3 protein-coding genes are annotated in these 2,740 nt (G+C 73.9%); all 3 read left to right on the top strand.

What is annotated here, in order from left to right; translation table 11 throughout:
• Nucleotides 1-227: 227 nt before the first annotated feature.
• Nucleotides 228-1,220: an O-antigen ligase family protein gene (locus tag RI554_11205; protein ID MDR9392581.1), complete on the top strand. Its 993-nt coding sequence runs from the start codon at nt 228-230 to the stop codon at nt 1,218-1,220.
• The gene (locus RI554_11210; protein ID MDR9392582.1) at nt 1,217-2,203 is read left to right on the top strand and encodes an ATP-grasp fold amidoligase family protein; all 987 of its coding nucleotides are present in this window, start codon (nt 1,217-1,219) and stop codon (nt 2,201-2,203) included. The genes RI554_11205 and RI554_11210 overlap by 4 nt, the downstream gene beginning before the upstream one ends.
• Nucleotides 2,204-2,300: 97 nt before the next feature.
• The coding region (locus RI554_11215) for a hypothetical protein (protein ID MDR9392583.1) at nt 2,301-2,740 on the top strand (440 nt) is incomplete at its 3' end.

Raw genomic sequence — 2,740 nt, forward strand, 5'->3', positions numbered from 1 at the left:
GCACCTTCCGCGCCCGCGTCGAGCTTCGCGGTTCGGCTCCCGCGACCGACACGGGCTGTCGCGGCGTCCGACTTCAGGTGTTCGGGGAGGGGGGTGGCTCGGCCTGCGGTCCGATCGAGCCTTCGCCCACCTGGCAGCGGGCGTCGGTGACGTGGACCGTGCCACCGAACGCCACGTCGCGCACGGTACGCCTTCTCCTTCACGGCTTCGCGGGCGGCACCCTCGACGTGCGGAACGCGACCCTGGCGGAGGTCGGCGCCGACGGGACCGTGCGGCCCCTCGAGCCGCTCGTGCCCCAGGGCATGGGGGCGGAGTTCACGTGGCAGTCGGACGCCACGTCCGGCTCGAGGCACGCGGTCTGGACCCTCTCCGACGGGGCGTCGCAACCGACGATCGCTGTTCCCGAGGCGGCGAGGGTGCCCGGGAGCCGTTGGACCCTCACGCTGCGCCCCGCACCCGGTACCGCGTTCGCCGTCGGGAACGTGTCCTGGTCCGGTGCCGCCCCGAATCCGGTCCGTCCGTCGCTTCGCCCCGGCCTGCTGGCGGGACACGCCAACACGTTGGGGCACGGCGCCGCGATCGCCGCCGTCACCGGCATGACCCTTGCCGCGACCGCATCCTGGCCGTTCCTCGGGTCCGCGGCCGGCGGGGCGGCGGTCGTCCTCCTCACCGGGGGGCGCGCCGCGACGGCGGCGTTCCTCGTGGGCGCGCTCGTCCTGCTCGCCCTCCGGTCCCTGCAGGCCAAGCGCCCAGGCCTCGCCTGGGCGTCGTTCGCCGCCGTCGCGGGGGCCGGCGTCGCGCTGTTCCTGGCGCGCGACGCGCTCCCCTTCAACGTCGGGGGGCTGGGGGAACGCGTCGCGATTTGGCGGGGGGCGTGGGACGCGTTCCTCGCGCACCCGTGGACCGGGCTCGTGGGTGGGGGCCACACGTTCCTCGAAGGGTGGGACCGGTTCGGAACGACCGGGGAACGGGTGACGCATGCGCACCACCAGCTTCTGGATCTGCTGGCCCGCTACGGGGTGCTGGGGGGCGCCGCCGGGCTCGCCTGGTTCGTCGCCAGCGGCGCCGTACTCCTACGCCGTCGTCACGCCCAGCGGCTCGCCGTTCTCGCGTCGCTCCTCGTCGTCACGACGTTCGACACGACGCTCCTGAGCGCCTTCGTCCTGTTCCCTTGGGTCATGCTCCTCGTCGCACGCGAGGACGGAGAGGACGGATCGTGAGGCGGCACGCCAGCGGGGCCAGCGTCCCCGCGACGCTGCGAGCGGGCGCCAAGCGACTCGCCGTCGTGCCGGCACAGGCCTGGCGCTGGAAGTGGCACCTCGACGCCCGGCACCTCCCGCTCACGGCGGCGCACCGCACCCTGTACGCCACGATCCACCGCGTCACGTTCCGGCGGTTCCTTCGCTTCCCGAACCTTCGCTCCCCTGCGACGTTCAACGACCGGATCCAGTGGCTGAAGCTCTTCGACCAATCGCCGGACGTCATCGAAGGCAGCGACAAGCTGCGCGCCAAGGACCGCATCCGCGCGGTGCTGGGCGACGGGTACGTGCCCGCGACGCTGGCGACGGGCCGATCCCTGCGCGACATCGATCTCGCGAGCCTCCCGAACCGGTTCGTCCTCAAGACCACGCACGACTCCGGGTCCGTGGTGCTGGTGCGCGACAAGCGGTCGTTCGACGCCGACGCCGCCGCACGAACCCTCGACGCCGCCCTCGCGACGCGGTACGGCGCGGACAAGGGGGAGTGGCACTACCGGTGGATCGAACCTCGCGTGTTCGCCGAAGCCTGGGTGGACGCCGCGGGGGACGCGCGCCCGGCGGACTACAAGTTCCACTGCGTGGATGGGACGGTCGCGTTCCTGCAGTACATCGACGGGCGCGACGCCACGCCCCACGAATCGCTCGCCGATCGCGACGGAAGGCCCCTCCCCGAACACCTCGATCCCGCGCTCGGGCAGGGCCCACCGTTTCGCAAGCCGGACGCTTGGAACGACCTCGTCGAGGTCGCCGAGGCGCTCGCCGACGGCCACAAGTACGTCCGCGTCGATCTCTACCTTTCGCACGGCCGCGTGGTCGTGGGGGAACTGACGTTCCATCCGCGAGCGGGGTTCTACCCCGGTCCCGGCCAACGGGCCCTCGGCCGTTTCATGACGTTCGACGTCACGACCTTCCGGCCGCCGGTGACCTCCGTCCCGGAGTCGTGATGCCCAGCCGGTCGGGTGCCCCGAGGAGGCTCTCTCCACGCGCACGCATGCGCTCCGTAGCGCCCACCCCCGCGCGGTACAGTCCCAGGGAATCCCGATGACGTCGCGACGCGCCCCCCACCGCTCCGCCGCCTTCCTGGCCGGCGTCGCGGTCTCGCTCCTCCCCGCCCTCGGACCGATCGGCGCGGCCGTCCTCCTGCTGGCCCGCGGCCTCCGGCTCCGGCGGGGGGACGGTCTGTGGGCCGCCGCCGCCGTCCTCCTCGCCGCGCCGGCGCTCGTGCGCGGCGACCCGGTGGCCGCCCTCGTGGCGGCCGGGACGGTGGTCGGACCGTGGGTCGTCTACCGCACCTTCGCGGAACTCGGTCGGAGGGACGCCCCCGGCCAGGCGCCCCCCACGACTCCGGAGGCGGCGCCGGGCACTCCGGCGATCCGGCCGGCGCTCGCCGCCGGCCTCCTCGTCGGGCTGGCGGGCGTCGTGATCGGCGGGTTCCTGAACGCGGTGGAGGGCCTGCAGTTCGGGGTGTCGCGGACCGTCGC

The organism is Trueperaceae bacterium, assembly GCA_031581195.1.
GTDB lineage: Bacteria > Deinococcota > Deinococci > Deinococcales > Trueperaceae > SLSQ01.